Origin of the sequence: Serratia rubidaea, from assembly GCF_016026735.1 — a bacterium.
Classification (GTDB): Bacteria; Pseudomonadota; Gammaproteobacteria; order Enterobacterales; family Enterobacteriaceae; genus Serratia_B; species Serratia_B rubidaea.
The window spans coordinates 3,538,823-3,563,764 of record NZ_CP065640.1 but is presented as its reverse complement, the minus strand read 5'-3'; the positions used below and the strand labels follow the sequence as shown (position 1 = coordinate 3,563,764).

Below are 24,942 nucleotides of genomic sequence, written 5' to 3'. Positions count from 1 at the left end.
AAAAAACAGAGAGCGTACCCGATGAGCAACCACAACATTGTTGACGTCAAAGCCTGGATCGATTCGCGCCCCATCTCCGGCTATCAGTGGCTGGTATTAATCCTGTGCTTCATCATTATCATGTTCGACGGTTACGACGCCGCGGTCATGGGGTTTATCGCGCCGGCGCTGATCGAGGACTGGGGCATTTCACGGGGTGAAATGGGGCCGATCCTCGGCGCGGCGATGCTCGGCGTTGCCCTCGGCGCGTTAATCGCCGGCCCCTACTCCGACCGCTTCGGCCGCAAAAAGGTGCTGCTGCTGTCGATCCTCTGTTTCTCGCTGTTCAGCCTGCTCAGCACCTTTGCCCGCACCCCGTTGGAAATGGCGGTGCTGCGCTTTCTGACCGGCCTCGGGCTGGGGGCGGTGATGCCCAACTGCGTGACGCTGGTGTCCGAATATATGCCGGAGCGCCGCCGCAGCCTGATGATCACCCTGATGTACAGCGGCTTTAATATCGGTTCCGGCGCCGGCGGCTTTATCGCCGCCGGCATGCTGCCGAACCTGGGCTGGAAAGCGGTGCTGTTTCTCGGCGGCCTGCTGCCGCTGCTGATGCTGCCGCTGCTGATGTGGATCCTGCCGGAATCCACCCTGTATATGGTGGTGCGCAACCAGCATAAGGACAAAATCGCCCGTATCCTGCGGCGCGCCGGCGGCGTCTTCAGCGCCGGCACCACCTTTGTGTTAAAAACGCCGGTGATCGCCAAAAAAGCCCGGGTGCTGCAGTTGTTCAGTAACGGCTACGCCAAAGGCACGCTGGTGCTGTGGCTCACCTATTTTATGGGGCTGTTCGTGATTTATCTGCTCAACGGCTGGCTGCCGACCATCGTGCGCGGCGCCGGTTTTTCGCTGGAGCGCGCGGCGATTATCGCCGGTTTATTCCAGCTGGGCGGCACCATCGGCGGGCTGCTGGTGGGCAACCTGATGGACCGCTTCGTCGCCAAACGGGTGATCGCCCTGTTCTATCTGATGGGCATGTGCTGCCTGCTGGCGCAGGGCGTCTGGGGCTTCGGCCCGACGGCGCTGGCGGTGCTGGTGTTTATCAGCGGCGTCTGCATCAACGGCGCGCAGACCGGTCTGCAGGCATTCTCCCCGGCGTTCTACCCGACGGAAATGCGCGCCACCGGCGTCAGCTGGATGCACGGCATCGGCCGCAGCGGCGCGATTATCAGCTCGTCGCTCGGCGGCGTGCTGCTGGGGATGTTCCCCGGCGCCACCAGTATTTTTATTATCCTCGCCACCCCGGCTCTGCTGGCGGCGATTACCATTATCAATCATCAGCATGCGCGCCCGGCGGAAAGGATAAAAGGCATCGGCCTTAACGATCTGCCCGCACTGTCGCGCACGATGAATAACCGCTAAACACTTTCAGACAGAGGTATCAGGATGGCAACGATTATTGGCGGACTGGCCGTGTCCCACACCCCCACCATCGGCTTTGCGGTGGATCATAATAAACAGCAGGAGAGCGCCTGGGCGCCGATTTTCGACGGTTTCGCCCCGATGCAGCAGTGGCTGGCGGAGAAAAAGCCCGACGTACTGCTGTACGTGTTCAACGACCACGTCACCTCATTCTTCTTCGACCACTATTCGGCGTTTGCGCTGGGGATTGACGACAGCTACGCCGTCGCCGACGAAGGCGGCGGCCCGCGCGATCTGCCGCCCGTCGCCGGCCATGCGGCGCTGTCCCAGCATATCGGCGCCAGCCTGATGGCGGACGAATTCGACATGGCGTTCTTCCAGGATAAACCGCTGGACCACGGCCTGTTTTCACCGCTGTCCGCCCTGCTGCCGTGGCAGGACGGCGGCTGGCCGACCCGGGTGGTGCCGCTGCAGGTCGGCGTGCTGCAGTTCCCGATCCCGTCCGCCCGCCGCTGTTACAAGCTGGGCCAGGCGCTGCGGCGGGCGATCGAAAGCTTCCCGGAGGACCTGAAAGTGGCAGTGGTCGCCACCGGCGGCGTTTCGCATCAGGTGCACGGCGAACGCTGCGGCTTCAATAACCCGGAGTGGGACGCTCAGTTCGTCGATATGCTGGTGAACGACCCGCAGCGTCTGACCGACATCACCCTGGCGGAATACGCCACCCTCGGCGGCCTGGAGGGCGCGGAGGTGATTATGTGGCTGATTATGCGCGGCGCGCTCTCCGCCAACGTGGAAAAGCTGCATGAGGCCTATTACCTGCCCTCGATGACCGGCATCTCCACGCTGATTCTGGAAAACCGCGCGCGGGAAGCGCCGGTCGACGTACAGCAGCGCCAGCGCGATAAAATTAACCAACAGCTGGCCGGGGTGGAGAAACTGGCGGGCACCTACCCGTTCACCCATGCCCGCAGCCTGAAGGCGCTGCGCATCAACCGCTTCCTGCACCGGCTGATCCAACCGGACTGGCGCGCCCGCTTCCTGGAGCAGCAGCAGGCGCTGTTTGACCAGGCGGCGCTGAGCGACGAGGAGCAACGCATGCTGCGCGAACTCGACTGGCGGGCGATGATCCGCTACGGCGTCAGCTTCTTCCTGCTGGAGAAGCTCGGCGCGGTAGTCGGTAGCTCCAACCTGCATATCTACGCCGCCATGCGCGGCGAAACCCTGGAGGAGTTCCAGAAGACGCGCAACCAGCAGGTGCTGTACTCCGTAGCGGGGAAAAACGCATGACGACGCTATTTACCCAACCGAAAATCGACTGCCACCACCACCTGTTCGACCCGGCCAATTTCCCCTATGCGCCGGACAGCGCCTATAACCCGGCCGGCCATGAGCTGGCGACCCCGGCGCACTATCGCGCGGTGATGCGGGCCTATGGCATTCGCCATTCGCTGATTGTCGGCCCCACCTCGGGCTACAACACCGACAACCGCTGTCTGCTGGCGGCGCTGGCCGCCGGTGAAGGCCGCCACAAAGGCATCGCGGTGGTGCCGTTCGACAGCAGCAGCGAGACGCTGGCGCAGCTGCAGGCGCAGGGCGTGGTCGGCATCGCCCTCAACGTCGCCATGCTCGGCGTCGCGCCGTTTCTGCAGCTTGACCGGCTGATGGCCCAACTGGCGGAGCTGGGGCTGTACGCGCAAATTCAGGTGCAGGACGACCAGCTGCCGGCGCTGCTGCCGCTGCTGCAGCGCAGCCGCGCCAAACTGCTGTTTGACCATTGCGGCCGACCCGACGTCGACGCCGGGCTGACACAGCCGGCCTTTCAGGCGCTGCTGCGGCTGGCGGAGCGTGAACACGTCTATATGAAACTGTCCGGGCTGGCGAAGTTTTCCCGCCGGCACTACCCGTTCAGCGACGCGCAGCCCTACCTGCAGGCGCTGCTGAGCGCCTACGGTGCGGAGAAGTGCATGTGGGGATCGGACTGGCCGTTCCTGCGCGCCACCGAACGGATGGACATGGGCACGCTGCTGATGCTGTGCGAAAGCCTGTTCCCCGACGAACAGACGCGTCGGCGCATTCTGTGGCAGACGCCGCAGCGCCTGTTTGGCTTTGCTGATTAACGGAGAGATGATGAAAACCATTTACGTGCTCAACGGCCCCAACCTCAACCTGCTGGGCAGCCGTGAACCGGACACCTACGGCCGCGACACCCTGGCCACCATCGAAGCGCTGTGCCATCGGACGGCGGCGGAGCTGGATATCGGGATCGTATTTCTGCAGACCAACCATGAAGGGCAGATGATCGACTGGATCCAGGAGACGCGCGCCAAGGCGCAGGCGCTGGTGATCAACCCGGCGGCCTGGACGCACACCTCGGTGGCCATTCGTGATGCGGTGACCGCCGTCGCCCTGCCGCTGTTTGAGGTGCATATCACCAATGTGCACAAACGCGAACCGTTCCGCCATCACTCCTACCTGTCCGACGTGGCGCACGGCGTGATCTGCGGCTTTGGCATTCAGGGCTACCGCTACGCGCTGATGCAGGCCGCCAGCCTGCTTTAAGCGATATTGGCGCACTGCGCGCGCAGGCTGTCGATCAGCGCCTGCGCCGCCGGCGAATGCAGGCTGCCGGTGCGGAACGTCAGGCCGATGGCGCGGCCGGTATTGGGCAGCGCCAGCGGCAGCTGCACCAGCTCCCCCGATGCCAGCTCATGTTCCAGCTGGTGCGCCGACACCGCCGCCAGCATATCGGAATTCAGCAACAGCCCGCGCACCAACGCCAGATCGCCGCTCTCCACCACCGGCGACGGCGGCGGCATCGCCATTGCCTGAAAACAGTCGTCCAGCAGGCGGCGCGCCGGAGTGGCCGAACGCGGCAGCACCCAGCGCGCGCTTTTCAGCTGTGACGGCTGCAACCCGGCCTGCGCCAGCGGATGGCCACGGCGCGCCAGCAGCACCATCTCCTCGGTAAACAGCGTTTCACTGTACACATCCGCCGCATAGTCGCTGTCGCGCAGCGCGCCGAAAATAAAGTCGATATCGCCGGAGCGCAGTTCAGACGCCAACGCGGAAAATGCGCTCTCGTTGGTCACCACGCTGACGCCGGGATAGCGCGCGGTCAGCTGGACGATCGCCTGCGGCAGCAGCCGGGTGCGCCCCAGCGGCAGCGCGCCGACCCGCACCGCGCCGGTCAGCACCCCGCGCCGGGCGGCGATATCCGCCGGAATATGCTGCAGCTCATTCAGCGCGCGCCGGATGTTGGCTTCAATCTCCCGCCCGGCCAGCGATGGCACCATGCCGTGCGGCGTGCGTTCCAGCAGCGGCGCGCCGGCGCCGTTTTCCAGCACCTTCAGCGCCGCGCTGATCGCCGGCTGGCTCAGGCCCAGCAGCGTCGCCACGGTCTGCATATGCCGCGTTTCGCACAGGCAGACGAAAATCTGTAGCCGGCGCACGTTAAACAGGTACAGCGGCTCGCTGTCGGCGCGCGCCGCCCCTTTCCCCTGCAGACGGGCCAGCAGCGCCGGCACCTGATGCAGCTCCGCAATCGCCCGCCGCGCGCGCGGCAGCACGCACTTGCCGAAATCGGTCAGCAGCATGCCGCTGGCATGGCGCTCAAACAGCGGCACCGCCAGCTTTTGCTCCAGATCGCGAATCGAGCGGGTGATGGCCGACTGCGTTCTGAATAACTCATCGGCGGCGCGCGAAACGCTGCCCTGCGCAACAACCTGGCTGAATGCCCTGATTTGCATCAGGTTTGTCAGCCCGTCTTCTTCATAGTCCATGCTCAGTCTCCCGGACGGCGGTCGAGGCAATATAAATAAAACGCATACCTGCTGCAATCAAATGAATTATCCACCGCAGCGGGAAACTGACAGCATGAGGTCATTCTAACCAGCCAAGGAATCCGAACATGAGTGAGATAACCGCAAACAAAACCGCCCTGGTGGTCAGCGCCCATTCCGCCGACTTCGTCTGGCGCGCCGGCGGTGCCATTGCGCTGCACGGCCAGCAGGGTTATCAGGTGCATATCGTCTGCCTGTCGTTCGGCGAACGCGGCGAATCCGCCAAACTGTGGCGCAAAGGCGCGATGACCGAGCAGAAAGTGAAGGCCGCCCGCCAGGAAGAGGCCTGCGCCGCCGCCGAGATCCTCGGCGCCAGCATTGAGTTCTTCGATCTGGGCGACTACCCGCTGCGCGCCGATAAAGAGCAGCTGTTCCGCCTGGCGGACGTATTCCGCCGGGTACAGCCGCACTTTGTGCTGACCCATTCGCAAAAAGACCCGTACAACTACGACCACCCGCTGGCCTGCAACCTGACGCAGGAAGCGCGCATCATCGCGCAGGCGGAAGGCTACCGCCCGGGCGAACCGATCGTCGCCGCGCCGCCGGTGTATCTGTTTGAGCCGCACCAGCCGGAACAGTGCGAATGGAAACCGGACGTGCTGCTGGACATCACTTCGGTGTGGGATAAAAAGTATCAGGCCATTCAGTGCATGGCCGGTCAGGAACACCTGTGGGAATACTACACCCGCGTCGCCCAGCAGCGCGGCGTGCAGGCCAAGCGCAACGTCGGCATCGCCAGCGGTAAAAACATCGTGTACGGCGAAGGCTATCAGAGCATCTTCCCGCGGGTGACGGAGGATCTGGCATGAGCATCATCGGCAAGCAAGGCGTGGTGGTGCGCAATATTCCCCGCAGCTGCGACGACACGCTGGCGGCGCTGGCGACGTTCGGCGTCGCGACGGTGCATGAGGCGCAGGGGCGCAAAGGGCTGCTCGACCCGGCCATCCGGCCGATTCAGCAGGACCGCGCCATCGCCGGCAACGCGGTCACCGTGCTGGTGGCGCCGGGCGACAACTGGATGTTCCACGTGGCGGTGGAGCAGTGCCGGCCGGGGGATATCCTGGTGGTGGCGCCGACCTCGCCCTGCGTCGACGGCTACTTCGGCGATCTGCTGGCCACCTCGCTGCAGGCGCACGGCGTGCGCGGGCTGGTGGCGGACCTCGGGGTGCGCGACACCCGCACGCTGCGCGAAATGGGCTTTCCGGTCTGGTCGCGGGCGGTGTACGCACAGGGCACGGTCAAAGAGACGCTGGGCTCGGTCAACGTGCCGCTGGTGTGCGCCGGGCAGCTGATTTACCCGGGGGACGCGGTGATCGCCGACGATGACGGCGTGGTGGTCGTGCGCCATGCCGAGGCCGAAGCGACGCTGGCGGCCAGCCGCCGCCGCGCCGATCTGGAGGAGAGCAAACGCCTGCGGATGGCCAGCGGCGAGCTGGGGCTGGATATCTACCAGATGCGCCCGCGTCTGGCGGAAAAGGGTCTGACCTACTACGACTCGCTGGATCAGCTGGAGGAGTAATATGCGTCAACGCCGAATCCCCTGCCTGCTGATGCGCGGCGGCACCTCAAAAGGCGCATTCTTTCTGGCGGACGACCTGCCGCCGCAGCCGGCGGCGCGCGACCGCGTCCTGCTGGCGGCGATGGGTTCGCCGGATATCCGTCAGATCGACGGCCTCGGCGGCGGCGACCCGCTGACCAGCAAAGTGGCGATCGTCAGCCGCTCGCAGCGCGCGGACGCCGACGTCGACTATCTGTTCGCCCAGGTTAACGTTGACCGGCCGCTGGTGGATTACGGCCAGAACTGCGGCAATATTCTGGCGGCGGTCGGGCCGTTCGCCATCGAGCGCGGCCTGGTGGCCGCCGGCGCAGAATTTACCGAGGTGCGAATCTTTATGCAGAACACCGGCCAGGTGGCGGTGGCGCGTATCCCCACCCCGGACGGCGAGGTACGCTACGACGGCGATCTGTCCATCGACGGCGTACCCGGCAGCGCCGCCGAAATCGTGCTGATCTTCCGCGATATCGCCGGCTCCAGCTGCGGCGCCCTGTTGCCCAGCGGCCGGGCCAGCGATCTGATTGACGGCGTGGCGGTCACCTGTATCGACAACGGCATGCCGGTGGTACTGCTGCGCGCCGCCGATCTCGGCCGCAGCGGCTACGAAAGCCGTGAACAGCTGGATGCCGACCAACGGCTCAAACAGCGGCTGGAGAGCATTCGCCTGCAGGCCGGCCCGCTGATGAACCTTGGCGACGTCAGCCAGCGCAGCGTGCCGAAGATGACCCTGCTGGCCGCGCCGCGCGCCGGCGGCGCCATCAGCAGCCGCACCTTTATCCCCCACCGCTGCCACGCGTCGATCGGCGTGCTGGGTGCGGTCAGCGTCGCCAGCGGCTGCCTGCTGGCGGGCAGCGTGGCGCAGCCGCTGGCGCAGGTCGGCAACGGCGAGCAACAGCGCGTCAGCGTGGAGCATCCCAGCGGCGAATTCAGCGTGCTGCTGAGCCGCACGCCGGACGGCGAGCTGACGCAGGCCGGCCTGTTGCGCAGCGCCCGGCTGATTTTCGCCGGCGAAGTGTGCATTCCCGGCGCGGTCTGGCCGGCTTAAGATGGAGAACCCAATGACAACCTTTTCCCCACGGGTGGCGCTGATCGGCTTTGGCGAAGTCGGCGGCATTCTGGCCCAGGAACTTGGCGCCCAGGGCGCGCGCGTGACCGCCTATGACCGGCAGATAACGCCGGCGATGATTGCCGCCGCCGAGCGCTGCGGCTGCCGGTTGGCCGAACGGCTACCGACGGCGCTGGCCGACGCCGAGCTGATTTTTTCCGTCGTCACCGCCGGCAATACGCTGGCGGTCGCCGAGCAGTGCGCCCCGCTGCTGCACGCCGGCCAGTACTTTTTCGATCTGAACTCCGCTGCGCCTCATACCAAACGCGCCGCGGCGCAGGTCATCCAACGCGCCGGCGACGCGCGCTATGTCGAGGTGGCGGTGATGGCGCCGGTGCCGCCCAAACGGCTGCAAACGCCGCTGCTGCTTGGCGGCCCGGCGGCGGCCGAGGGCGGTGAACGGCTGCAGCGGCTGGGGTTTAACGCCAGCGTCTACAGCGAGCGCATCGGCGAAGCCTCGGCGATCAAAATGTGCCGCAGCGTGATGATCAAGGGGCTGGAGGCGCTGACCGTCGAATGCCTGCATGCCGCCCGGCGCTACGGCGTCGAACAGCCGGTGCTGGATTCGCTGCATGCCAGCTTCCCGTCGCTGGGCTGGGACGACCGGCTGCCGCACTACCTGATTAGCCGGGTGGCGGAACACGGGCGACGCCGCGCCGAAGAGATGGGCGAAGTGGTGAAAACGCTGCAGGACGTCGGCGTGGAGCCGCACCAGAGCCGCGCCACGGTGCTCTCGCAGTTGGGACTGGTAGAAGCGATGAAAGCGCAAGAAATCGGCTATTCGCAACTGGAACCTTTCGTTTGGCAACAGGCACTTGAGGCGATCTACGGCAAATTGTGATCGGTCTCTAATAACGGTTGGTTTTCGTTAACTTCACATTGTTAACAAACATGCAACAGAGTAAATTGAACCAAAAGGTACATAAAACAGAGCGCGCGGGAAAATCGCATCAGACGGCTACGCCCGCGCGCTCAGGTTGATTCTCTATCAGCACTGGAAAAACACCGTAATGAAAAAAATGCTTCTGTTAACCGCCGCGCTGCTCACTGTCAGCGCCGGCCACGCCGTGGCGGCGGCCGCCGCGCCGCTGACCAACCAGCAGGCCAATCAACTGATCGACAACGTGCGCCACAGCCTGCAGGCGCAGCGCAGCACCGGCTGCGTCGCCGTGGTGGACCGCGGCGGCCTGCTGCTGGCCTTCCAGCGTTTCGACGGCGCACCGCTCGGCTGCGTGGACGCCGCGCTCGGCAAAGCACGCACCTCCGCCCTGTACCGCACGCCCTCACTGAAATTTATGCAACGCCTGCAAAACGGCGAAACCACCGTCCTCGCCATCCCGCATGCGCTGGCGCTCGGCGGCGGCTACCCGCTGACGCGTGACGACGACGTCGTCGGCGCAATCGGCGTCAGCACGCCAAAGCAAGAGTTGGATAATCAGGCGTCGCAAACCGCCGCCGCCACCCTGCAGTAACCCCTGCCAGAAGGAATTTTTATGTTCGCTATTTCACGCCGCCGGCTGGTGCTCGGCTCGGCGGGGTTGCTGGCGGCCGGCGCCCTCGCTCAGAACCTGTTGGGGCGCGCCGCGCTGGCGGCCCCTGACGCCGCGCCGACGCCGGGTAATTTCCTCGCCGTTTCCCGCGCCCTGACCGGTATGCCGTTGCCCGACCCGCAGCTGGCGCAGCGGCTGTATCAGGCGCTGCTGCCGCGTTTCCCGCAGCTCAACCCGCTGCTTGACGCGCTGGCGACGCTGCTGCAACGGCATGACGTCCAGGACGGCGCCGCCCTGCAGCGGCAGCTGGCCCAGCACGCCGCCCCGCTGACGCACCTGTATCACGCGTTAATCAGCGGCTGGTATCTCGGCGTGATCGGCGATGCCGACCGCCCCGAGTGCATCGCCTTCGAAAATATCGTCAGCTATCAACTGGTGCGCGATTCGTTAACGCCCCCCAGCTATTGTCCAGGTGAGCCCAACTTCTGGGTCCGGCCGCCGCAGAAGGAGAGTAACCATGTCTGATTCATTAAGCGCCGATGTGGTGGTGATCGGCGCCGGCATCGCCGGTTCGCTGGCGGCGCTAAAGATGGCGCAGGCCGGCGCCTCGGTGCTGATGCTGGAGTCCGGCCCGGAGATCAAGCGCGATCACGCGGTGGCGCTGTTTCGCGACTCGCCGTTTAAGGGCGACTTTACCGAACCGTTTCCGCCGCAGCCCTGGGCGCCGCAGCCCAAGTTCATCCCGCACGATAACAACTACCTGATCCAGAAAGGGCCGGATCCCTATCGCGCCCAGTATCTGCGCGGCATCGGCGGCACCACCTGGCACTGGGCCGGCCAGGCGTTCCGCCTGCTGCCGAACGATATGCGCCTGCAGAGCTTGTACGGCGTCGGGCGCGACTGGCCGATCGGCTACGCCGATCTGGAGCCTTATTACTGCGAAGCCGAATACCAGATGGGGGTTTCCGGCGACAGCGATCTGGATTCGCCGCGTTCGCGCCCTTACCCGCTGCCGGGGATCCCGCTGCCCTACGGGTTTGAGCGGATTAAACAGCGCGTCGCCGGGCTGGGCTACGAGGTCGGCATCGGCCCGCAGGCGCGCAACAGCATAGCCTACGACGGCCGTCCGGCCTGCTGCGGCAATAACAACTGTATGCCGGTCTGCCCGATCGACGCCCAGTATCACGGCGGCATCTCCGCACGTAAAGCGCTGGAGGCCGGCGTGCGCATCGTCGCCAATGCGGTGGTGTACCGCATTGAGGCCGATGACAAAGGCAACATCGTGGCGGTGCACTATCTGGACCGTAATAAACACAGCCACCGGGTCAGCGGCAAACGCTTTGTTCTGACCGCCAACGGTATTGAAAGCCCGAAAATCCTGCTGCTGTCGAGCAGCGAGCGCTATCGCCACGGCATCGCCAACAGCTCCGGCATGGTGGGCCGCAATCTGATGGACCATCCGGGCAGCTCGGTGGAGTTCTACGCCGACGAGCCGGTGTGGTTCGGCCGCGGGCCGATGCGCCCCGGCAGCATCAACAACCTGCGTGACGGCGCGTTTCGGGCGCAGCGTTCGGCGCTGCGGGTCGATCTGGCCAATACCTCGCCGGTGCGCTATCTCACCGAACGCCTGATCCGTCAGGGCTATTACGGCAAGGCGCTGAATGACAAGCTGGCGTTCCAGTCTGCGCACTATGTACAGCTGAAATGCCTGCTGGAGATGCTGCCCGAGCCGGAAAACCGCGTGCGGCTGAGCACTACCGAGAAAGACGCCTGGGGCATTCCCAAACTGGAGGTCTACTACCGCTTCCCGGAGTATGTGCACCGCGGTTATGACCAGTCGATGCTCGACTTCCGGCGCATCGTCAAACAGATGGGCGGCAGCGAGGCGGTGTACAGCCAGCGCGGCGTCTATGACAACAATCAGCACATTACCGGCACAATGATTATGGGGCGCGACCCACGTGATTCGGTGGTTGACGGCGACTGCCGCAGCCACGATCACCCCAACCTGTTTATCGCCGGCACCGGTATTATGCCCTCCGCCTCAACGGTCAACTCGACGCTGACCGGCGTGGCGCTGGCGCTGCGCATGGCGGACAGCGTTCTGGGCAGTCTGCTGGGGGGCATGGCATGAACAAGAAAACGCTACTGGCGCTGATGCTGGCCGCCGCGCCGCTGTGGGCGCACGGCGACCAGGCGCTGATCAAACGCGGCGAATATCTGGCGCGCGCCGCCGACTGCACCGCCTGCCATACCGCGCCGGGCGGCCCGGCGTTTGGCGGCGGCTATCCGGTCAGCACGCCGTTCGGCGTGATTTACGGCAGCAATATCTCCGCCGACCGGCAATTCGGCATCGGCAACTGGAGCGACGATGAATTTGTCGCGGCGGTACGCGACGGCGTGGGTAAAAACGGTCAGCAGCTCTACCCGGCGATGCCGTACGACGCCTTCACCAAAATGAAGCGCGACGACGTGCTGGCCATCAAGGCCTACCTGCTGGCGCAGCCGGCGGTGCACCAGGCGACGCCGCGCACCGATCTGGCTTTCCCGTTCAACCAGCGCTGGGGCATGCGGCTGTGGAAGCTGTTTAACTTCAGCGCCGGCGAACTGCAGCCGGATCCTGCCAAAAGCGACCAATGGAACCGCGGCCGCTACCTGGTGGAGGCGCTGGCGCACTGCGGCACCTGTCATACGCCGCGCACCCTCACCATGGGGATGGACGAGGACAACGCCTTTGCCGGCGGCGATCTCGGCGGCTGGACGGCGTACAACATCACGCCGGATCAACGCGCCGGCATCGGCAGCTGGTCGCAGCAAGAGCTGGTTGATTACCTAAAAACCGGCAACGTCGCCGGCCGCGCCTCGGCCGCCGGGCCGATGGCGGAGGCTATCGAGCATAGCCTGCAATACCTGCCGGACGGCGATCTGCACGCCATGGCGACCTATCTGCGCAGCGTGAAACCCATCGCCGACGATGCGCAGAGCAAGGCCCGCGACGCCTGGGGGCGGCCGACGCAGGATTACCTGGCGCTGCGCGGCGCCAGCGCTGAGGACGCTTCCGGCGCTGCGCTGTTCAACCGCCACTGCGCCAGCTGCCACGGCGCCGACGGCGCCGGCAAGGGAAACGGCTTTAACGCCTATCCGTCGCTGCTGCGCCACGGCAGCACCGGCGCGGCGGACAATAAAAATCTGGTGGCGGTGATCCTCGGCGGCGTACGGCGCCATATGCAGCAGGGCGAGATCCTGATGCCGGCCTTCGCCGGCGAACTGAAGGACGACGAAGTGGCAACGCTGAGCAACTACGTCAACCGCCAGTTCGGCAACCCGGCGGCGGCCACCGCCAGCGCCAAACAGGTTGCGCGCCAGCGGCAGGACGCCGGGCTGCCGCAGCCGCCGACGGTGCTGCAGGGCGACCGGCCATAACCCCTGCATTTCTGCGCCCCCTCAACCGGAGGGGGCCAGAACTACCGTGGCGATCGCCATCCATGCCATGTTGCATGCCCTACACATTCAAAGTATGAAGGCCTCTTGCGTCAGTTCTTGCGTCACGCCGACAAGTTGGATTTGAAACAGCTCCGCACTCGGTTCAACGAAGGGATCCACTTCAACGTTGGTGCCTTCTGCCGTATGCTCCAGCCGCACTTCCTTGCCATTGCCGCTGAACGGCTGATAGCCGATAAAGGTCAGGTCGCTGTCTACCTCCCAGCCGATCAAGTTGTCATAGTATTCATAACCGCTCTCGTTGAGCTCACGGAGGTTAATCTTATCTTGTTCCTGCTCGTTGAAGGTGAAATCGGTGATAATGTCGGGATCTTTAGCGCTGGTTGCGCCAACCCATTCATATAAAAAGACATCATTGCCGCTGCCGCCGGTCAGCGTATCGCCACCGGACGAGGAAGAGAGCAGCAAATCATTGCCGGCCCCGCCGTCGAGGTTAAAATGGGTGCCTAACTGACCAATGTTATAGCCGGGGAATGGCTCATTCACGATATAAATTTTATCGTCCCCGTCATCACCGTATAAACGCCCGTTATCCGTGGGTGTCTGCAGCAAGAGTTCGACGCTAATCAGATCGTTGCCCTCATCACCATGCACCAGATTGTTCTCACCCATCGGCTGTATCCAATCATCACCGGCGCCGCCGTAGATGACATCGTCTTCCGGCATAATCTCTCTTGGGGGATCGTCGATGCCATAATGAATACCCCAGTATATGCCGTAGTTAAAATTGATGCGGTCATTGCCATCGCCGCCAAACACCGTGTTGTGCCCATGAACATCCAGCCCGGCATCAACCCGGTCATCTCCGTCGCCCATAAAGATCGTGCTGCTCTCGGTCATGCGCAGAGAGTCGTTGCCCGCGCCAGCAAAAACCGTTGCGTTATCGCCGGTGTAAATTTCATCGTCACCATCGCCGGCAAATACCGTATCAGCATCATTTTCCGGCGTATTAAGTTTGATAATGTCATCTCCGGCAAAACCAAACACCCAATCCTTACCGTTACTCCCTTTCAGGAGATCATCGCCTCCGGTACCCAGAATAATATTGGGTAGTTGCGGTAATAATGCGCCGATACCCTGGCTGAGCGCATTATTCTCCAGCCAGGGCAAGGTGGTTAATTTCAGATTATTCATACCGATACCTTTATGTATTCAGATAAGGTTATGAGGCATTCTCCCACATGGCGCACTGGCCCAAGCACGCCCCACAGCATGCAGGTGGATCCTCTGCTCACGCTCCTCCATAGAGATAGGGTATAACCCAAACTGTACACAAAATAAACTAACCGCCCTGCCGGTTTGCCAACCCGAGCACATCATCGCCCCTTAACTGCCGCTGTTTGCTCTACTTTTCCGTGGCTACCGTTTCCTTGATCACGATCCGGACAATCCATTGTCAGCCTGCCGACAAAACGTGCAATCATTGAGTCATAGCGTTTTCCCTGATGATTCAGGTTAAGGAACAGCATGACAGCACACTCCGCCGTGATAGACAGCCGCCGTTCACGTCAGGCGCTGCTGGCCGGTTCGGTCGGCAACTTTATTGAGTGGTACGAATTTGGCGTATACGGCTTTCTGGCCACGGTGATCGCCGCCAACTTCTTCACCCTGCAGGGCGAAAACGCCGTCACCAGCCTGATCCTGGCCTACGCCGCCTTTGCGCTGGCGTTTTTCTGCCGCCCCATCGGCGCGGTGATCTTTGGCCGCATCGGCGACCGGATCGGCCGGCGGCCGACGCTGATCGTGGTGGTGTTGCTGATGACGCTTACCACCGCGCTGATCGGCGTGATGCCGACCTACGCCTCGATCGGCGTCGCCGCCCCGCTACTGCTGACGCTGCTGCGCATGCTGCAGGGGCTGTCCGCCGGCGGCGAGTTCGGCGGTGCGGTGGCGCTGATGACCGAGTTCGCCCCGCTCGGCAAGCGCGGCCGCTTCGGCGCCTGGCAGTCGCTGACCGTCGCGTTCGGGCTGCTGGCGGGCGCCGGGCTGGTGGCGCTGCTCAGCGCGCTGCTCACCGTCGAGCAGCTGCACGACTGGGGCTGGCGCATCCCGTTCCTGCTGGCGCTGCCGCTCGGCGCACTGGCGCTGTGGCTGCGGCTGAAACTGGAGGAGACGCCCAGCTTCACTCAGGCGCAGCAGCAGCCTGCGGCCGCTGAACGTCCGGCCGCGGCCGCACCGCTCGCCGTGGCCAAAACCATTGCCGTCGGCATTGGCCGGATGATGGGCTGGTCGGCCGCCGGCTACACCTTTCTGGTGGTGATGCCCGCCTATCTGCAAACCTCGCTGCACGCCACGCTGCAACAGGCGCTGGCGGCCACCGTGCTGGCCAACGTCGGCTTTGCCCTGACCATTCTGCCCGCCGGCATCCTCAGCGATCGGCTGGGGCGCAAAGCGGTGATGGTCGGCGCAATCAGCGCGGTGATCCTGTTTACCTTCCCGCTGTTGCATCTGCTGCAGGACGCCGGCGCGGCGCTGTGGCAAAAAGGCGCGGCGGTGCTGGTGGCCGGGGCGGTGGTCGGGCTGCTGGCCGGCCCCGGGCCGGCGATGCTGGCGGAAATGTTCCCCACCAGGGTGCGCTATACCGGGCTGGGGCTGGCCTATTCGCTCTCCAACGCGGTGTTCTCCGGCTCCGCCGGGCTGATTATCACCGGCCTGATCCGCGAAACCGGCAATATCGATATGCCGGCCTATTACGTGGTGGCCGCTTCGCTGGTCAGCCTGCTGGCGCTGATGACGCTGCGGCGCGACGACCATCTGCGGCCGCTCGACGCGGCCTGACCTCTCCGCCGGACGTACGTGATAGCGATCACAGCGCCAAAATGTTAACGTTAACTTTTGTGATTAACATCGCAATCATCACCTAAGGTGACTTCCAACCGGCAAAAGTTAACGTTAACAATCAGGCTATCTTCCTCTACCAGGGCATCATCGTGAACCGCAAAACAAAAAAATATTACCTTCTGCTGAGTGGCCTGCTGTTCTTCTTTTTCTTTACCTGGTCATCCAGCTTTTCGCTGATTTCGCTGTGGCTGAACCAAAAGATCGGCCTGAAAGGCGCAGAAACCGGGCTGATCTTCTCTGCAATCTCACTGGTGGCGCTGTGCGCCCAGCCGCTGTACGGGTTTATTCAGGATAAGCTCGGCCTGCGCAAACACCTGCTGCAGTACCTCGGCGTGATGCTGCTGCTGACCGGCCCGTTCTTTATCTACGTCTACGCCCCGCTGCTGGCGAGCAATCTGCTGCTGGGGGCGCTGGTCGGCGGCGTGTTTATCGGCGCCACCTTCTTCGCCGGCATCGGCGCACTGGAGTCCTATACCGAGCGCGTCAGCCGCATCGTCGGCTTCGAATTCGGCCGCGCCCGCATGTGGGGCTCGCTCGGCTGGGCCAGCGCCACCTTTCTGGCCGGCTTTCTTTTTAATATCAACCCGAACATCAATTTCTGGCTGGCGTCGGCGTCCGCGGTGGTGTTCCTGCTGCTGCTCAGCCAGGTACGCGAGCTGAAGGCCAACGCCATGGCCGAGCTGGAGTACGGTAAAACGGAAAACCTGCGGCTGCAGGACGCCGTGGCGCTGCTGCGCCTGCCCGGCTTCTGGGCGCTGGTGATTTTCGTCCTCGGCATCAGCGTATATAACGTGTTCGACCAGCAGTTTTCGGTCTACTTCGCCGCCCAGTTCGCCACGCCGCAGCAGGGCAATGAGATGTACGGTTTTCTTAACTCGCTGCAGGTATTTCTGGAGGCCGGCGGCATGTTTTTAGCGCCGCTGCTGGTTAACCGCATCGGCGCCAAACAGGGGCTGCTGCTGGCGGGCGCCGTTATGGCGCTGCGCATGGTCGGCTCCGGCCTGGTCAGCGGCGCGCTGCTGATCTCGCTGATGAAGCTGCTGCACGCCGTTGAGCTGCCGATCCTGCTGATCGCCATTTTCAAATATATCGCCACGCGCTTCGACAGCCGCCTCTCCTCCACGCTGTATCTGGTGGGGTTCCAGTTTATTACCCAGGTGATGGCCAGCTTCCTGTCGCCGCTGGCCGGTTACGGCTATGACCGCATCGGCTTTGCCGATACCTATCTGCTGATGGGCTGTGCGGTGGCGGCCACCACCCTGCTCTCCTGCTGGCTGCTGCGCGGCGAAACCGCCGGCGGCAAGCGCAACATTCATCCTTTAAGCGAGCCAAGCCAATGAAAGAACTTTTAGCCCAGGCCGACCACGCCGTAGAAAAGCTGCGCGCCGCGCGTCAGGACGACCTGTACCCGCGTTTCCACCTGGCCGCGCAGGCCGGCTGGATTAACGACCCCAACGGACTGATTTGCATCGACGGGGTGTACCACGCGTTTTATCAGCACCACCCCTTCGATGAGCACTGGGGGCCGATGCACTGGGGGCACGCCACCAGCCGCGATCTGGTGCACTGGCAGCATCAGCCGATCGCGCTGGCGCCCGGCGACGCCGACGACCGCGACGGCTGCTTCTCCGGCTGCGCGGTCGATGATCACGGCGTGCTGACGCTGCTGTATACCGGCCACGTCTGGCTCGGCGAGCCGGGCGACGACTCGCAGCTGCGCGAGGTACAGTGTCTGGCCACCAGCGAGGACGGCATCCATTTCACCAAGCACGGTGCGGTACTGACGCCGCCGGAAGGCATTATGCACTTCCGCGATCCGAAAGTGTGGCAACAGGACGGGCAGTGGTGGATGGTCATCGGTGCCAAAGAGCACGATCTGGGTCAGGTGCGGCTGTACCGCTCCGACGATCTGCGCAACTGGCGCTTTGAACGGGTGCTGGCCGCCGCCGAGCACGCCCGGCAGGGCTATATGTGGGAATGCCCGGACTTCTTCCCGCTGGGGGAACGCCAGCTGCTGGTCTTTTCGCCGCAGGGGCTGGCGGCGCAGGGCTACCGCTATCGCAACCGCTTCCAGAGCGGCTACCTGCTCGGCAACTGGCAGCCGGACGGCGCATTCACGGTCACCCAGCCGTTTAGCGAGCTGGACGCCGGGCATGATTTTTACGCGCCGCAGACCTTCACCGCCGCCGATGGCCGTCGCCTGCTGTTCGGCTGGATGGATATGTGGGAGTCGCCGATGCCCAGCAAGGCGCACGGCTGGGCCGGCGCGTTGACGCTGCCGCGTGAACTGTCGCTCGGCGCCGACGGCCAGCTGCGTATGCAGCCGGCGCGCGAACTGACGGCGCTGCGCGGCGCCGTACGCCAGTTTGACGCGGTGCGCTGCCGCAACCAGCGGCTGCCGCTGGAGGATGAGCTGCACGAACTGCAGCTGACGCTGGATACGGCCGACAGCGACGCCGAACGCTACGGCATCAGCCTGGGCGGCGCGGCACGGCTGTATGTGGATAATCAGGCGCACCGGCTGGTGCTTGAGCGGTTCAGCGACGATCCGGCGCTGTGCGGTTGCCGCAGCGTACCGCTGCCCGCCGGCGTATCTTTGCAGCTGCGGCTGTTTATCGATCGTTCTTCGCTGGAGGTGTTCGTCAACGACGGCAAGGCCTGCCTGACCAGCCGCATCTACCCGCTGGACGGCGACCGCCGGCTGAGCCTGTTTGCCGAAGGCGGCGCGGCGTACTTCAGCGCGATCGCCGGCTGGACGCTGGACAGCATCTGGCGCTAACCCTTACGGCCCGGTGCGCCGGGCCGCACAGCCAACCTACAGCGACGCGCGCAGCAGCAGCGGACACGGCACCTTGACGCTCTCAAGGTGCTCGCGTTGTTCGATCAGGTGCAGCGCCGCCTGACGGCCCAGCTCGTAATGCGGCAGTTGCACAGTGGTGAGCGGCGGCTGGAACAGATCGCCAATCCCCACCATGTTGTCATACCCCAGCACCGCCACCTGCTGCGGGATGCGCCACCCCTGCGCCAGCAGCGTCTGATACACCAGAAACGCCACCCGGTCGTTACCGCACACCACCACGTCGCACTCCTGCCGCCCGGGCGAAAAATGGCGCGCCAGCAGTTCGACGCAGTCGCGGTAATGCTCATCGCCGCCGCTCAGGTTGAGGTGATACTGGCGCAGCTGCGCGATGTCGCCGCCGCCGTCCCGCCAGGCGCGCTCCAGCCCGCGCCGGCGCAGCACCGCCGCCGGCACGTCTTCCGGCAGATAGATGCACAGCGGCGCGCGGTAGCCTTTGGCGATCAGCGCGCGCGCCGCGTCATACTGCCCCTGTTCATCATCCGGGATATAGCTGGCGATGCGCTGCGTACGGCTGAAACAGTTGGCCAGCACCAGCCGCTTATCCAGCAGCTTGGCCGGCAGCGTGACCTGACGCAGCCCCATGGCGGTGAAAATCACGCCGTCCGGCCGGTGCGCCAGCAATAGATCCACCGTATGCTCCGCCGATTCATCGTCAAACAGATTGACGACAAAGCTGTTCCAGCCGTGTTCGCGCGCGGTTTTTTCTATCGACAAAATCATTTCGACCGAAAACGGCGTGGTGGCGGTATCCAGCGCCAGCACGCCGATGGTCTGCACCCGGCCGCCGTCGCCGCGAATACGGCGGGCGGCCATATCCGGCACATACTCCAGTTGATCGATAGCCTGCTTTACCCGGCGGTAGGTTTCCGCCCGCAGTTTATCGGGTTCGTTGATGGCGCGGGACACCGTCATCAACGACACCCCGGCCAGTTTTGCAACGTCTTTCAGCGAAGCCATGTATCCTTCTCTGCCCTGACGGGGAACATACCCCCAAGACCCCGCATAATCCCATAACTCAGCCGCAGAGACTACCGGCGTTTACACCCGGCTGAGATCGGCCCACAGCGCCAGCGCATCGTCGCTCTGCGGCACCGCCGGCCCCCCTTGGGCACTCTCCGGCCACCAGCCGCCCTGCCGGGCGCCGAGCCGGACATCCGCCGGCAGCCGCCAGTCGCCGCGCAGCACGTACCAGACGCCGGCATGGCCGGCCGGCAGCTCGCACGCCGCCGTCTGCCGCCGCACCGTGGCGCACCAGCGTCCGCGCCGGGTCATAATATTGAAATCCTGGCTGACGCCCCCCAACAGCTGCGCCTGCAGCGCCACATCGCCGGAGAAGGCAAAGGGTTCGCCCGTCATCGCCAGCCGATGGTCGATGCCGTCGCCGACCAGCCGCACGCCGTCGCCCTCCAGCAGGGTAATCGAGCGGTCGATGCCGTCGAAGGCGGAAAACGGCCCGTCCTGCGCGATGGTGGCAATGCTGGCCCGCCAGTCGAAATTCGCGCCCTCCGCCGGCTGGCAGACAATTTCACGCGTCTCGCCGCCGCCGTTGCGCCACGGGCTGACCGGCAGCGAGGCAAAATCAAAACGGTTGATCTGCATTACGCCTCCTGCTGGAAGGTTTTCAGCACCTGCATAAACTCGGCGCGGCTCTGCTGCTGCAGCGCATGACGCCCCTGCTCAATCACCTGCGCGCCGGCGACAAACACGTCGCGGATCTGCGCCTTACCGCCGGCAAACAGCCAGCGGTTGAGAATTGCCGCGTCCGGCGCCGCCGCCAGATAGGGATCGTCGCCGTCCAGCACCAGCCAGTCGGCGCGGTAGCCGCTCTGCAGACGGCCGATCGGCGCGCCGCAGGCCTGAGCGCCCCCTTGCAGCGCCTGCTGATACAGCACATCACCCACCGACGACTGCGCCGCCGTGGTCAGGCGGTTGCGGCGCTGGTCGCGCAGCCGCTGGCCATATTCAAACCAGCGCAGCTCCTCCACCACATTCAGCGAGACGTGGCTGTCCGAGCCGATGCCCCAGCGCCCCTGACGTTGCAGATAGGCGTCGCCGGGGAAGATGCCGTCGCCCAGGTTGGCCTCGGTGGTCAGGCACAGCCCCGCCACCGCCCGGCTGTGCGCCAGTTGCTCCAGCTCGGCGTTATCCAGATGGGTGGCGTGCACCAGACACCAGCGGCTGTCGACCGGCAGGTGTTCATACAGCCACGCCACCGGGCGCTGGCCGCTCCACTGCAGACAGTCGTTCACCTCTTTTTGCTGTTCAGCGATATGAATATGCACCGGCAGCGTGCGGTCGGCCTGCGCCAGCACCTGCTGCATCTGCGTCAGTTCCACCGCGCGCAGCGAATGGAAGCACACGCCCTGATTCTGCAGCGGCATCTCCGCCAACTGGCGGGCGATAATCTGCTGCTGGCTCAGATAGCCGTCCACATCCTGAATAAAGCGCCGCTGCCCCGCCTGCGCCGGCTGCGCGCCGAAGCCGGCGTAGCTGTACAGCACCGGCAGCAGCGTCATGCCGATGCCCGCCTGCTGCGCGGCGCGGCTGAGGCGGCCGGTCATTTCGCCGCGGTCGGCGTACGGCTTGCCGTCAGCGTCATGATGCAGATAATGAAACTCCGCCACCTGGGTGTAGCCGCCCTGCAACATTTCGATATACAGTTGACGGGCGATAATTTCGACCTGCTCCGGCGTCAGGCGCTGCACCAGGCGGTACATCAGATCGCGCCAGGTCCAGAAACTGTCCTGCGGATCGCCCGCCACTTCGGCCAGCCCCGCCATCACCCGCTGAAACGCGTGCGAGTGCAGGTTCGGCATGCCGGGCACCACGTCGCCATGCAGCAGCGCGCAGCCTTCCGGGCTGGCATCCGGGGTAACCTGGGTAAGAAAACCATGAGCGTCGACGTCCAGCCGGACGGCGTGCGCCCAGCCGGTGGGAAGCAGTGCGCGTTTAGCGTAGTAAGCAGGCATAGCAGTATTCCAACGTTGGTGTGACGGCGAAAGCGCGCGGCGCGCGCACAGGTAAATGTTTCAAGCCGGTAACATTATTCTGGAGAATCGGCTATTACTTGTATATACATATACAGATACCCTAATCAACAGTAAACTGATGTTATTATTTTTTTATTTGACGAGGTTAACGTCGTGGTTGATCAACAGAGCGTGTTACAACTGGCTACGGCCATGAGCGATACCCCTGCCCCCATCTACCAGCGGGTGAAACAGGCGATCGTGGATCAAATCCGCGCCGGCCACTGGCAGCCGCACCAGCGCGTCCCCTCGGAGAGCGAAATGGTGGCGGAGCTGGGCGTCAGCCGCATGACCATCAACCGTGCGCTGCGCGAACTGACCAGCGAAGGCTTTCTGGTGCGCATGCAGGGCGTCGGCACCTTCGTCGCCGAAGCCAAGGCGCACACCGCGCTGCTGGAAGTGCATAACATCGCCGACGAAATCGCCGCCCGCGGCCACCGCCACAGCAGTAAGGTGCTGCAGGTAACGGCGCGCACCGCCAGCGATGAAGAGGCCGCCGCGCTGGGCATGGCGCCGGGTCAGCAGCTGTTCTATTCGCAGATCGTCCACTATGAAAACGAGATGCCGGTGCAGTTGGAAAACCGCTGCGTCAATCCGCTGGCCGCGCCCGACTATCTCAAGCAGGATTTCGACCGGGTGACGCCCTATATCTACCTGACGCAGGCCGCGCCCCTGACCGCTGGCGAGCATATCGTCGAGGCGGTAGTCGCCAGCAAACAGGAGCGCGAACTGCTGCAGCTGGAAGAGCGCGAACCCTGCCTGCTGATCCATCGCCGCACCTGGTCGGGCAAAACCGTGGTCACCTCGGCGCGCTTGCTGTATCCCGGCAGCCGCTATCAGCTGTTCGGCCGCTTCGACGTCTAATCCTGCGCGGGACGCCACGCCGTCCCGCCATACTGCACATTGCCGGTGCGTAGGCTGCACGCCGTCACCCGCATCACTTACCGCCGTCAGCTCAGCGGGAACCCTGCATTTGCCGCCTCCTGCTATTTGAATGATTTCGGCTATGGCGATCACATTTCAGTAACAAATTATCCCTTCCGCCTCTTGCCCGCCGCCGATGAATGCGCTAGCTTGTGTTTAATTGTATATACAAGCAAGCGGAGCGGGAAAAGATGACCAGCGAGATTCACTGCGACAGCCTGTGGCACGGGGCGGATATCGTCACCATGCGCGAGGGCAAATACCATATTCTGCACGACGGCGCGCTGGCGGTGCGCGACGGTAAAATCGTCTGGATCGGCGAATACGCCGCGCGTCCGGCGATTACCGCAGATGAAACGGTGAAGTTCGAGGGCGGCATCATCACTCCCGGCCTGGTGGATTGCCATACCCATCTGGTGTTCGGCGGCGACCGCAGCGCGGAATTTGAACAGCGGCTGAACGGCGTCAGCTACGCCGAGATCGCCGCGCAGGGCGGCGGGATTATCTCCACCGTCAACGCCACCCGCAACGCGCCGGAAGAACAGCTGCTGGCGCAGGCGCAGTTCCGCCTGCGGCCGCTGCTGGCGGAAGGCGTAACCTGCGTGGAGGTCAAATCCGGCTATGGGCTGACGCCGCAAAGCGAGCTGAAAATGCTGCGGGTAGCGCGCCGGCTGGCCGAGACGCTGCCGGTCGAAGTGAAAACCACCTGTCTGGCCGCCCATGCCCTGCCGCCGGAATATGCCGGCCGCGCCGATGACTATATCGATCTGGTGTGCGACACCATTATTCCCGAAGCCGCCGGCGCCGGCCTGGCCGACGCGGTCGACGCCTTCTGCGAACATCTGGCCTTTTCGCCGCAGCAGGTGGAAAAAGTGTTTGCCGCCGCCGAGCGCGCCGGGCTGCCGGTGAAACTGCACGCCGAGCAGCTGTCCGCATTGGGCGGCAGCGCGCTGGCGGCGCGCCACCGTGCGCTGTCCGCCGACCATCTGGAGTACGCCACCGAGCAGGATGCGCAGGCGATGGGCGCCGCCGGCACCGTCGCGGTGCTGCTGCCGGGCGCTTACTACCTGCTGCGCGAAACCCAGTGTCCGCCGGTCGAGCTGTTCCGCAAGCATCGGGTGCCGATGGCGATCGCCAGCGACGCCAACCCCGGCACCTCGCCGGCGCTGTCGCTGCGGCTGATGATGAATATGGCCTGCACCCTGTTCCGCCTGACGCCGGAGGAGGCGCTGGCCGGCGTTACGCTGCACGCCGCCAGAGCGCTGGGGCTGCAGGAGAGCCACGGCTCGCTGGAGAGCGGCAAGGTGGCGGACTTCGTCCACTGGCCGCTGTCGCGACCGGCTGAACTGACTTATTGGCTGGGCGGACAGCTGCCCTGTACGGTGATTTTCCGAGGAGAGGTACGTTAATGACCATTCGCGATCCGTTTCATTTCCAAACCGGCAGCCTGCCGCTGCTGATCAGCATTCCCCACGCCGGCACGCAGCTGACGCCGGCCGTTGAGGCCGGGCTGACGCCCGATGCGCGCGCGCTGCCGGACACCGACTGGCACATTCCCCAGCTGTATGATTTTGCCCGCGGCCTCGGCGCCAGCATACTGGTGGGCAACTACTCGCGTTTCGTTATCGATCTCAACCGCCCGGCGGACGATAAGCCGCTCTACAGCACCGCCACCACCGGGCTGTATCCCGACGTGCTGTTTAACGGCGACCCCAGCTTCCTGCCCGGCAAAGCGCCGGACGAGCAGGAGCGCGCCGGCTATCTGCAGCAGATCTGGCAGCCCTATCACCAGCAGCTGCAGGATGAGCTGGCCCGGCTGAAGGCGCAGCACGGCTATGCGCTGCTGTTTGACGCCCACTCCATCGCCTCGGTGATCCCACGCCTGTTCGACGGCAAACTGCCGGATCTTAACCTCGGCACCAACGACGGCGCCAGCTGCGCCGCCGCGCTCAGCGACCGGCTGGTAACCTGCTGCGAACGGCAGCAACAGTTCAGCCACGTGCTGAACGGACGCTTTAAAGGCGGCTATATCACCCGCGCCTACGGCAAGCCGGCGGAAAATCAGCATGCGGTGCAGCTGGAGCTGGCGCAGGTCAATTATATGTCCGAACAGTATCCGTTCGCCTTCGACGCCGCGCGCGCCGCGCCGCTGCAGCGTCTGCTGAGCCAGATGATCGACAGCATGGTCGACTGGGGCGCGCAGCAGCGCTGAGCCGCCCGTCCAGCCCGGAGAACCGCAGCCGGGCTGGCAATCTCCCCCGCATCTGCACGGCGTAATCTGCGCTCTGTATCTCAAATTTCGACAAACTTCTCCGATCTGCCGCCAACACCGCACAAAACGGCGGATGTCATCCGGACGGCTGCGCCACAATCGAAGCAAAAGCGCCGCTGACGCGG

General features: G+C 64.2%; 23 protein-coding genes. 18 read left to right on the top strand and 5 right to left on the bottom strand.

Annotated elements, in window-relative coordinates; genetic code table 11:
• The first annotated feature begins 21 nt into the window (after nucleotides 1-21).
• Genes I6G83_RS16670 through aroQ form a run of 4 tightly spaced genes read left to right on the top strand, consistent with a single transcriptional unit; the run spans nucleotide 22 to nucleotide 3,960 of the window.
• Nucleotides 22-1,401: an MFS transporter gene (locus I6G83_RS16670; protein WP_054307517.1), complete on the top strand. Its 1,380-nt coding sequence runs from the start codon at nucleotides 22-24 to the stop codon at nucleotides 1,399-1,401.
• Nucleotides 1,402-1,425: 24 nt separating this feature from the next.
• Nucleotides 1,426-2,688, top strand: coding sequence for a gallate dioxygenase (locus I6G83_RS16665; protein ID WP_054307518.1), 1,263 nt, complete (start codon nucleotides 1,426-1,428; stop codon nucleotides 2,686-2,688).
• Entirely contained in the window at nucleotides 2,685-3,518 is an 834-nt protein-coding gene (locus I6G83_RS16660; protein ID WP_054307519.1) for an amidohydrolase family protein, read from the top strand. Before I6G83_RS16665 ends, I6G83_RS16660 begins: the two co-directional genes overlap by 4 nt.
• Nucleotides 3,519-3,528: 10 nt before the next feature.
• Complete coding sequence (gene aroQ, locus I6G83_RS16655) at nucleotides 3,529-3,960, top strand: type II 3-dehydroquinate dehydratase (RefSeq protein WP_015672050.1); 432 nt, start codon at nucleotides 3,529-3,531, stop codon at nucleotides 3,958-3,960.
• On the opposite strand, the gene I6G83_RS16650 is transcribed toward aroQ, so the two are convergent.
• Nucleotides 3,957-5,180, bottom strand: coding sequence for a LysR family transcriptional regulator (locus I6G83_RS16650; RefSeq protein WP_054307520.1), 1,224 nt, complete (start codon nucleotides 5,178-5,180; stop codon nucleotides 3,957-3,959). The genes aroQ and I6G83_RS16650 overlap by 4 nt on opposite strands.
• Nucleotides 5,181-5,308: 128 nt before the next feature.
• On the opposite strand from I6G83_RS16650, the gene galB reads away from it, so the two are divergent.
• From galB to I6G83_RS16610, 8 genes are all read left to right on the top strand, one after another.
• The gene (gene galB, locus I6G83_RS16645) at nucleotides 5,309-6,049 is read left to right on the top strand and encodes a 4-oxalmesaconate hydratase (protein WP_015672048.1); all 741 of its coding nucleotides are present in this window, start codon (nucleotides 5,309-5,311) and stop codon (nucleotides 6,047-6,049) included.
• Nucleotides 6,046-6,759, top strand: coding sequence for a 4-carboxy-4-hydroxy-2-oxoadipate aldolase/oxaloacetate decarboxylase (locus I6G83_RS16640; RefSeq protein WP_054307521.1), 714 nt, complete (start codon nucleotides 6,046-6,048; stop codon nucleotides 6,757-6,759). Before galB ends, I6G83_RS16640 begins: the two co-directional genes overlap by 4 nt.
• Before the next feature lies 1 nt (nucleotide 6,760).
• The gene (locus I6G83_RS16635; RefSeq protein ID WP_054307522.1) at nucleotides 6,761-7,840 is read left to right on the top strand and encodes a 4-oxalomesaconate tautomerase; all 1,080 of its coding nucleotides are present in this window, start codon (nucleotides 6,761-6,763) and stop codon (nucleotides 7,838-7,840) included.
• A 13-nt stretch (nucleotides 7,841-7,853) separates the two neighbouring features.
• The gene (locus I6G83_RS16630; protein ID WP_054307523.1) at nucleotides 7,854-8,741 is read left to right on the top strand and encodes an NAD(P)-dependent oxidoreductase; all 888 of its coding nucleotides are present in this window, start codon (nucleotides 7,854-7,856) and stop codon (nucleotides 8,739-8,741) included.
• A 178-nt stretch (nucleotides 8,742-8,919) separates the two neighbouring features.
• Entirely contained in the window at nucleotides 8,920-9,372 is a 453-nt protein-coding gene (locus tag I6G83_RS16625) for a GlcG/HbpS family heme-binding protein (protein WP_054307524.1), read from the top strand.
• A gap of 21 nt (nucleotides 9,373-9,393) precedes the next feature.
• A complete protein-coding gene (locus tag I6G83_RS16620; RefSeq protein WP_062778972.1) occupies nucleotides 9,394-9,915 on the top strand; it encodes a sugar dehydrogenase complex small subunit in 522 nt (173 codons plus the stop codon).
• Nucleotides 9,908-11,524 (top strand): GMC family oxidoreductase, encoded by a 1,617-nt coding sequence (locus I6G83_RS16615; RefSeq protein ID WP_054306405.1) that lies wholly within the window; start codon nucleotides 9,908-9,910, stop codon nucleotides 11,522-11,524. Before I6G83_RS16620 ends, I6G83_RS16615 begins: the two co-directional genes overlap by 8 nt.
• Nucleotides 11,521-12,813, top strand: a complete 1,293-nt coding sequence (locus I6G83_RS16610) for a c-type cytochrome (RefSeq protein WP_054306404.1) — start codon at nucleotides 11,521-11,523, stop codon at nucleotides 12,811-12,813. The genes I6G83_RS16615 and I6G83_RS16610 overlap by 4 nt, the downstream gene beginning before the upstream one ends.
• Before the next feature lie 87 nt (nucleotides 12,814-12,900).
• Here the strand turns inward: I6G83_RS16610 and I6G83_RS16605 are convergent, their stop codons facing one another.
• Nucleotides 12,901-14,025 carry a M10 family metallopeptidase C-terminal domain-containing protein gene (locus I6G83_RS16605; RefSeq protein WP_054306403.1) on the bottom strand — a complete coding sequence of 375 codons (1,125 nt, stop codon included), beginning with the start codon at nucleotides 14,023-14,025 and terminating at the stop codon, nucleotides 12,901-12,903.
• Between the two features lie 333 nt (nucleotides 14,026-14,358).
• On the opposite strand from I6G83_RS16605, the gene I6G83_RS16600 reads away from it, so the two are divergent.
• The 3 genes from I6G83_RS16600 (at nucleotide 14,359) to I6G83_RS16590 (ending at nucleotide 18,511) form a co-directional block, all read left to right on the top strand.
• Nucleotides 14,359-15,669, top strand: coding sequence for an MFS transporter (locus tag I6G83_RS16600; protein ID WP_054306402.1), 1,311 nt, complete (start codon nucleotides 14,359-14,361; stop codon nucleotides 15,667-15,669).
• A gap of 152 nt (nucleotides 15,670-15,821) precedes the next feature.
• A complete protein-coding gene (locus tag I6G83_RS16595; RefSeq protein ID WP_054306401.1) occupies nucleotides 15,822-17,072 on the top strand; it encodes an MFS transporter in 1,251 nt (416 codons plus the stop codon).
• A complete protein-coding gene (locus I6G83_RS16590; protein WP_054306400.1) occupies nucleotides 17,069-18,511 on the top strand; it encodes a glycoside hydrolase family 32 protein in 1,443 nt (480 codons plus the stop codon). The genes I6G83_RS16595 and I6G83_RS16590 overlap by 4 nt, the downstream gene beginning before the upstream one ends.
• A gap of 36 nt (nucleotides 18,512-18,547) precedes the next feature.
• On the opposite strand, the gene I6G83_RS16585 is transcribed toward I6G83_RS16590, so the two are convergent.
• From I6G83_RS16585 to I6G83_RS16575, 3 genes are all read right to left on the bottom strand, one after another.
• The gene (locus tag I6G83_RS16585; RefSeq protein ID WP_054306399.1) at nucleotides 18,548-19,549 is read right to left on the bottom strand and encodes a LacI family DNA-binding transcriptional regulator; all 1,002 of its coding nucleotides are present in this window, start codon (nucleotides 19,547-19,549) and stop codon (nucleotides 18,548-18,550) included.
• A gap of 81 nt (nucleotides 19,550-19,630) precedes the next feature.
• Nucleotides 19,631-20,191 (bottom strand): HutD/Ves family protein, encoded by a 561-nt coding sequence (locus tag I6G83_RS16580; RefSeq protein WP_054306398.1) that lies wholly within the window; start codon nucleotides 20,189-20,191, stop codon nucleotides 19,631-19,633.
• Nucleotides 20,191-21,561 (bottom strand): formimidoylglutamate deiminase, encoded by a 1,371-nt coding sequence (locus I6G83_RS16575; RefSeq protein WP_054306397.1) that lies wholly within the window; start codon nucleotides 21,559-21,561, stop codon nucleotides 20,191-20,193. The genes I6G83_RS16580 and I6G83_RS16575 overlap by 1 nt, the downstream gene beginning before the upstream one ends.
• 174 nt (nucleotides 21,562-21,735) lie before the next feature.
• Here I6G83_RS16575 and hutC point away from each other — a divergent pair, with 174 nt between their 5' ends.
• The 3 genes from hutC (at nucleotide 21,736) to hutG (ending at nucleotide 24,757) form a co-directional block, all read left to right on the top strand.
• Nucleotides 21,736-22,485 carry a histidine utilization repressor gene (gene hutC / locus I6G83_RS16570; protein ID WP_054306396.1) on the top strand — a complete coding sequence of 250 codons (750 nt, stop codon included), beginning with the start codon at nucleotides 21,736-21,738 and terminating at the stop codon, nucleotides 22,483-22,485.
• A gap of 251 nt (nucleotides 22,486-22,736) precedes the next feature.
• Nucleotides 22,737-23,954 (top strand): imidazolonepropionase, encoded by a 1,218-nt coding sequence (gene hutI / locus I6G83_RS16565; protein WP_054306395.1) that lies wholly within the window; start codon nucleotides 22,737-22,739, stop codon nucleotides 23,952-23,954.
• Nucleotides 23,954-24,757 (top strand): N-formylglutamate deformylase, encoded by an 804-nt coding sequence (gene hutG, locus I6G83_RS16560; RefSeq protein ID WP_054306394.1) that lies wholly within the window; start codon nucleotides 23,954-23,956, stop codon nucleotides 24,755-24,757. The genes hutI and hutG overlap by 1 nt, the downstream gene beginning before the upstream one ends.
• The last annotated feature ends 185 nt before the right edge of the window (nucleotides 24,758-24,942 follow it).

Excerpts from the sequence above, each read along its gene's own strand:
- galB (WP_015672048.1), top strand. The coding sequence starts at position 5,309 with ATGAGTGAGATAACCGCAAACAAAACCGCCCTGGTGGTCAGCGCCCAT.
- I6G83_RS16625 (WP_054307524.1), top strand. The coding sequence starts at position 8,920 with ATGCTTCTGTTAACCGCCGCGCTGCTCACTGTCAGCGCCGGCCACGCC.
- I6G83_RS16615 (WP_054306405.1), top strand. The coding sequence starts at position 9,908 with ATGTCTGATTCATTAAGCGCCGATGTGGTGGTGATCGGCGCCGGCATC.
- aroQ (WP_015672050.1), top strand. The coding sequence starts at position 3,529 with ATGAAAACCATTTACGTGCTCAACGGCCCCAACCTCAACCTGCTGGGC.
- I6G83_RS16650 (WP_054307520.1), bottom strand. The coding sequence starts at position 5,180 with ATGGACTATGAAGAAGACGGGCTGACAAACCTGATGCAAATCAGGGCA.
- hutG (WP_054306394.1), top strand. The coding sequence starts at position 23,954 with ATGACCATTCGCGATCCGTTTCATTTCCAAACCGGCAGCCTGCCGCTG.
- I6G83_RS16580 (WP_054306398.1), bottom strand. The coding sequence starts at position 20,191 with ATGCAGATCAACCGTTTTGATTTTGCCTCGCTGCCGGTCAGCCCGTGG.
- I6G83_RS16590 (WP_054306400.1), top strand. The coding sequence starts at position 17,069 with ATGAAAGAACTTTTAGCCCAGGCCGACCACGCCGTAGAAAAGCTGCGC.
- I6G83_RS16665 (WP_054307518.1), top strand. The coding sequence starts at position 1,426 with ATGGCAACGATTATTGGCGGACTGGCCGTGTCCCACACCCCCACCATC.
- I6G83_RS16640 (WP_054307521.1), top strand. The coding sequence starts at position 6,046 with ATGAGCATCATCGGCAAGCAAGGCGTGGTGGTGCGCAATATTCCCCGC.
- I6G83_RS16600 (WP_054306402.1), top strand. The coding sequence starts at position 14,359 with ATGACAGCACACTCCGCCGTGATAGACAGCCGCCGTTCACGTCAGGCG.
- I6G83_RS16660 (WP_054307519.1), top strand. The coding sequence starts at position 2,685 with ATGACGACGCTATTTACCCAACCGAAAATCGACTGCCACCACCACCTG.
- I6G83_RS16605 (WP_054306403.1), bottom strand. The coding sequence starts at position 14,025 with ATGAATAATCTGAAATTAACCACCTTGCCCTGGCTGGAGAATAATGCG.
- I6G83_RS16610 (WP_054306404.1), top strand. The coding sequence starts at position 11,521 with ATGAACAAGAAAACGCTACTGGCGCTGATGCTGGCCGCCGCGCCGCTG.
- I6G83_RS16630 (WP_054307523.1), top strand. The coding sequence starts at position 7,854 with ATGACAACCTTTTCCCCACGGGTGGCGCTGATCGGCTTTGGCGAAGTC.
- I6G83_RS16620 (WP_062778972.1), top strand. The coding sequence starts at position 9,394 with ATGTTCGCTATTTCACGCCGCCGGCTGGTGCTCGGCTCGGCGGGGTTG.
- I6G83_RS16670 (WP_054307517.1), top strand. The coding sequence starts at position 22 with ATGAGCAACCACAACATTGTTGACGTCAAAGCCTGGATCGATTCGCGC.
- I6G83_RS16635 (WP_054307522.1), top strand. The coding sequence starts at position 6,761 with ATGCGTCAACGCCGAATCCCCTGCCTGCTGATGCGCGGCGGCACCTCA.
- hutI (WP_054306395.1), top strand. The coding sequence starts at position 22,737 with ATGACCAGCGAGATTCACTGCGACAGCCTGTGGCACGGGGCGGATATC.
- I6G83_RS16575 (WP_054306397.1), bottom strand. The coding sequence starts at position 21,561 with ATGCCTGCTTACTACGCTAAACGCGCACTGCTTCCCACCGGCTGGGCG.
- I6G83_RS16585 (WP_054306399.1), bottom strand. The coding sequence starts at position 19,549 with ATGGCTTCGCTGAAAGACGTTGCAAAACTGGCCGGGGTGTCGTTGATG.